This is a genomic window from Neisseria polysaccharea (genome assembly GCF_963392925.1).
Taxonomy (GTDB): Bacteria; Pseudomonadota; Gammaproteobacteria; order Burkholderiales; family Neisseriaceae; genus Neisseria; species Neisseria polysaccharea.
In genome coordinates this window covers 1-5815 of the sequence record NZ_CAUJNZ010000029.1, presented here as the reverse complement: position 1 = coordinate 5815, position 5815 = coordinate 1, and the positions used below count along the sequence as shown (strand labels likewise).

The window sequence follows — 5815 nt, the reverse complement described above, 5'->3', positions numbered from 1 at the left end:
GGGGGGGGGGGGGGGTAAACTCTTAATAGGTTTATCCTTATTAAAATAATTGACATTAATTTTTACTTATCTTTATGTTCTGAAATTACGGGCCTCCTTATGAAACCATTTCCCTATCACAAAACGCTTTTGAGCATTTTGATTTCTTCTCTTTCTGCAACAGCTTTTTCAGCTGAATATACCAGTATTAATGAAAATAAACAAATTTCCGGTGAAGGTCCGGTTCACGAAGTGAGCGATACCGAAAACACCGTTACCGGTGATGTAAATATCACGGTTACGCCTGCAAATCCTTCAATACACACTTATCCTAAAGCCATTATTATTCGTGGCGATCGTAGCGAAGAAATTCAAGGAAAAACCAATATTGCTGTTACTTTAGCCAGTGAGGGAAAACTTGGTATGTCTCCAGACTCCAATGCAGCTTATGGCATTGCGGTTGGGTATGATCATAATGGTGGTGGTAAAAATAAGACTGTTTTAACATTAAAAGATAATGCAACGATTGCAGTAGATAATACCCCGGGTACTATTCTTGGTTCTATGAGCTATAGCGGTGCAACAGCTAACACCGGTCATCAACTTTCAGGGATTAGGATCTATCGAAAAGACTCCGCTCATTCAACCCCTATTTTAAATTCTGAAAAATTATTAACCATTGACGTTGAAGATAAATCAACCAAAAAAATTGGCGATTATTTAGTGGGTATCTACATTGCAGGCGACGGCGCGGAAGCCAATTTAAAAGACAGTAAAATCACTGTAAAAGCGAATGGCAAACATTCCGCAGCACTGAAAATCGGCAAACCGGAATTACCTAACGTAGATAAACCTAATGATTACAAAGGTGCGGTAATCAACTCGACAGGCGAAATGGTGCTGGATACTTCCAAGACGAAGGATTCAGCTACAGTGCGTTTGTTCGGCACAAAATCCCGTTTAATCGCGGATAGTGAAACCAGCTCAGGAAAAATCACATCAGGTAATTCGGCTATTGTGTTTGATACGCAAGATTACTCTACCAAGGTTACATACAGGATATTCAGTGATAACGTTTCCCGTAACGAACCAAACAAAGATCAAGAAGTGCGCTTAAATAATACCAAAATTTCAACCACTTCTGAAAATGCCTCATTGATTGTCGCTGATGCCAAGAATGTAACCAGCCTTGCCGTACAGGTTGCAGGAAGCAAAGTCGCCAGCTGGTTTAACACTGGGGAATTTGTTGCTAAAAATGCAAAATTCTTATTAAAAGGTGATCAATCTGAAGCAAGGGCGGCAAACAAAGGTTGGTTGGCTGAAACAAAGTTGGCAAAAAACAAAGCCTCAGATCTCACTTTTACGCTAGATAATAAAGCAAAAGCGGTCGGCTTGACGCATCAGCATTCAAGATCAGGCTTAATCTCTAAACTTGATGTTGTCGTTGATCATAACGCAACTTGGGAATTAGCACCGAAAGCCGATGAAGCTGTCCAACGTGCGACCGCTTATGATGTGAATCTTGCCAATGGTGGGGTACTGGATGCTTCAAAAAATGCAACTGGGGCAGGCACCGACTATAAAATTCAATTAGTACATAATCACAGCAATTCAAACATCAGTAAAAAGATTACCGATGGAACCATTACCGTTCCGGAAGGATTATTATTTAACGCATCCGGCACACTCATTAAGCCTGATGGGACAGAAAAACCATTTAATTTAAGACTCCCTATTACAGACGGCGTGCTAAAAATTGCGAACGGGACAATAGAATACACATCGGATATTGGAACGATAAAACTGACAAAGGCAACATTTAACCTTGAAAAAGGCACATCATTAGAAACACCCGAAGGAACTACATTGCTATCAGGCGGTAGGTTAACCCTATCTAATACAGGCATTTCTTTATCGGGTACAACTTCTGTATTTGAAAAGGGAACATTCACCAACGGCGGTATCATCACCCTCGCGAATCAATCCTATGCAGACAAACTGACCATTGAAGGAAATTATGTTGGTAATAATGGTGTGTTAGAAGTAAACACCAAATGGGATACTCCAGGAGATTATCTCGGCGCACATTCAGAATCAGATTTATTAACGATTACCGGTGATGCCTCTGGTAATACGACTGTTAAAGCCGTTAAAACAGATGGTACTGAAAATGTTATTGATGGCTCAATCGGCGAACTTGCCGATCGCTACAAACGCAGTGTCCCTGTGATTAAAGTTTTAGGCGATGACAAAGGAACAGCAAACGGTGAAATAAATTCTACGGATGCAACCAAACCTTACGCTTACAATACACGTTCAACCTTTACCGGTACAGCAAAAACCACAGGGGCGGGGGAATTGCAATTGGTTTCACGCAAAGATGAGGCGGGCGCGACAGAATACTTCTGGACTTTAACCACGCCGAATCAAGATAAAACCATCATCACGCCAAGCGCGTCGGCTTATACGCTCGTTCCGCGTCAAAACTTGGAATCAGGCTATGCAATGCTGGATACGCTTCACCAACGCCGTGGCGAAAACCAAACCCTTTCTTGGGACAAGCAAGGTAGTTATTGGCAAGATGTGGAAAAACAATCTTGGGGGCGCGTAATCGGCAAACACCTCAAACTCGATGGAAAAGAACGTTTTGGTTTCAAAACCAATATGTACGGCTTCCAAGTGGGACACGATTTTGATGTCAAAACCAAACAGGATGATGAGGGCAAACTCACTCGTCGTTTTACCGGCCTGTATTTCGGCGCATTACGTTCTCACAGCAAATTCTATGATGAATACCGCGCGAAAAACGGCATTGTGATTGCAGATAAATTAACTTCCCACGTAAAAACTACCGCACTTAATCTTGGTGTAACCGATACGCGTTACCATGAAAACGGCACTTACATTGATTTGGTGGGGCAGCTTTCTTGGTTAAATAACCGTTATTCGGCGGTTGACGGTACAGGTGCGAAAAATCACGGCTGGGGTGCAGCCCTTTCAGTGGAAACCGGCCGCCCTTACGCCTTAGGTAAAGATAAAACCAACAACGGAAATAGTTGGATTTTAGAGCCGCAAGCGCAACTGATTGCACAATATTTGCGCTTGGGAGATTTTAACGACGGCACTCGTGCCGTTTCGCAAAAAGGTTACGGTTTGCGCGGCCGTGTCGGTTTCCGTTTGGCGCATAACCAACCGAACGATAAGCAACGCACGCGCACCTATTATTTCACCGGCAATATTTGGCACGATTTTAAAGCAAGGGGCAACGCATTAATCGGGTCGGACAAATTAGCCGGGAAGTTTGCCCGCACTTGGTGGGAATTAGGCTTAGGTTCTCAATTCTTCTTAAGTGAAAACACTTACCTTTATGCAGATGCTCGCTACGAAAAATCTTTCGATAGCAACCAACACAAAGGTTACCAAGGCACCGTGGGTGTGAAATATTCTTGGAAATAATGAATAACAAAGAGAATAATCAGGGCGTGTAAACGCCCTGTAGTACTACAGGGGGATGTGTAACTATGTTACACATCGAAAAAATTAAAATCCCAATCTCTCACTAAAATTCAATGTAGTACTTCTCTTTTCCTGTTATTTGGTGACAGAAAAGATTACGATTTTTTATTATGAATACAAAAACTTCTTTTTCTTATTCTCTAATTGCTTTGGCTTTGTGGTCCACTTATTCGTTTGGGGCGGTTTCTGATGATGTTATTGCAGGAACACCTCCTACCTATGGTGGCAATAATGGTAATAATATTATCGCTGGTGATGGTACTAGTTTATACTCAAACGCCCGCAATAATATTATGAATACAACTGGAAATAGAGGATTTGGCGGTTCCTATAGTTTGGTTATTGGTGAGAGCGCAGGTCATGATGCTGGTAATGGTACGGGCAATGCTAAATATCTTTTACTCGTAGGTGAACATGCTGGAGAAGGCATGTGGGGAGTTAGCAAATATAAATTTATCTTTGGGGAAGCGGCTGGCTGGAATGCAGGTGGGGAATATGTATATGCCTTTGGTTCACATGCAGCTCGCCGAGCAGCAGGCAACTATAACTTTTCTTTCGGTCAAGATTCTTATTCTAATGATGCTATAAGTACTGGTAGCTATAACTTCAATTTTGGTCAAAATTCTGGATATAACAATAACGGAAGCCGAAATGTCAATTTTGGTTTCCACGCAGGAGAAGGAGTAACGGGTAGTGACAACTTTGCTTTAGGTCATCATGCAGGAACAAATGTAACAGGTAATCATAACTTTGCCTATGGTCAAGATGCTGGTCAAAATACATCAGGTAGCCGTAATATAGCTTTAGGTCAAAACGCAGGGAGAAATGTACATGCTGGTCCAAACGGCGGATGGAACGTAGCGATTGGTTTAGGAGCAGGTAATAATGTAGATGGCTACAAAAATGCGGCTGGTGTCTACGGGCAATCCGTGGGTTCCAACAATATGGCCTTTGGCAAGGCGGCAGGTAGCAACGTGGTTGGTAACTTCAACCTTGCCTTTGCTGAAAATGCAGGGAATTATGTTGGTCATAATTGGACCAATACCCATGATGCCAATGGCAATATATCTAGTACAACAGATGCTGGTACTGTAGATGGTGCAGAGCACAATATCGCTTTTGGATATAGTGCGGGAAGATGGATTGCTGGTCAAGATAACCTTGCTGCAGGCGTCAATTCTGGTAGTTGGATCAGAGGTGACAGTAACGTTGTTTTAGGTAAAGAATCAGGAAAAGAAGTAACAGGAAACTTCAATACATCCTTGGGTCATGAAAGCGGCAATAAAGTAACGGGCAGCAATAACTTTGTAGCAGGTGCTGAAGCGGGTAAAAAAGTAAAAGGTAGCAGTAACTATGCAGCAGGTCATGAAGCCGGAAATGAAGTTACAGGTGATAACAATGTTGCTATGGGTAAATCTGCGGGTCAGAAAGTTACTGGCAATAGCAACTTTGCTGGCGGTGAAAATGCAGGAAAAGATGTTGAAGGCAATAGCAACATTGCACTTGGTAAAAAATCAGGTAATAAACTCAAAGGCAATGAAAATATTTCTATTGGTGAAGAAGCCAATTCTGAAAATGATGTATTAGAAGTCAGTAATGCAATTGCTATAGGTAAAAAATCTAAAGCCAAGAAAGCCAATGCAGCAGCACTTGGAAATGAAAGCGAAGCTTTAGAAGAACGATCTTTGGCTTTAGGTTATAAAGCAAATGCAAGCACTGCAAATAGTGTGGCAATAGGCAGTAATGCAACCACAGTATCTACTTCAAATTATTCAAAGGGTACTAATAATACTTACAATTCTGTGGGAATTGATGGGCACACATTTAATTTTGCAGGTGGCACAAATGTTGTAGGTGTATTTAGCGTAGGTAATGCAACAGAAACTCGCCGAATCCAACACGTTGCGCCTGGCTTAATTTCAGCGGAGAGTACCGATGCAATCAATGGTTCACAACTCTTTAGTTTTATTCCTCGCGCTTCTTTCTATACAGGAGGGGCGAAAGGAAATGCCTCAACACCAATTGGTGCAAATATTGCAGAAGATCTCTTAGTTAATGGCTTACGTATGGATTTTGGGGATGGTTTATATGCAGAAAAACGTACTGATTCTAAAGGTGTCTTTATTTTTGTAGGCTCGAATACGAAAAATACAACGGGTGATGCAGGAGTTGCTGGTCCTAAAGGCGATAAAGGTGATACTGGAGCAACAGGTCCTAAAGGCGATAAAGGTGATACTGGAGCAACAGGTTCTAAAGGCGATAAAGGTGATACTGGAGCAACAGGTCCTAAAGGCGATAAAGGTGATACTGGAGCAACAGG

The 5815-nt window shown here is 42.0% G+C and carries 1 protein-coding gene and 1 pseudogene; both read left to right on the top strand.

All coding sequences use genetic code 11. From position 1 onward, the window contains the following. Positions 1–99: 99 nt before the first annotated feature. Positions 100–3435 carry an autotransporter family protein gene (locus tag RDY34_RS10450; RefSeq protein ID WP_308074883.1) on the top strand — a complete coding sequence of 1112 codons (3336 nt, stop codon included), beginning with the start codon at positions 100–102 and terminating at the stop codon, positions 3433–3435. 170 nt (positions 3436–3605) lie between these two features. Further along, positions 3606–5815 (top strand): annotated as a pseudogene (locus tag RDY34_RS10445) (hypothetical protein); the annotation flags it as partial.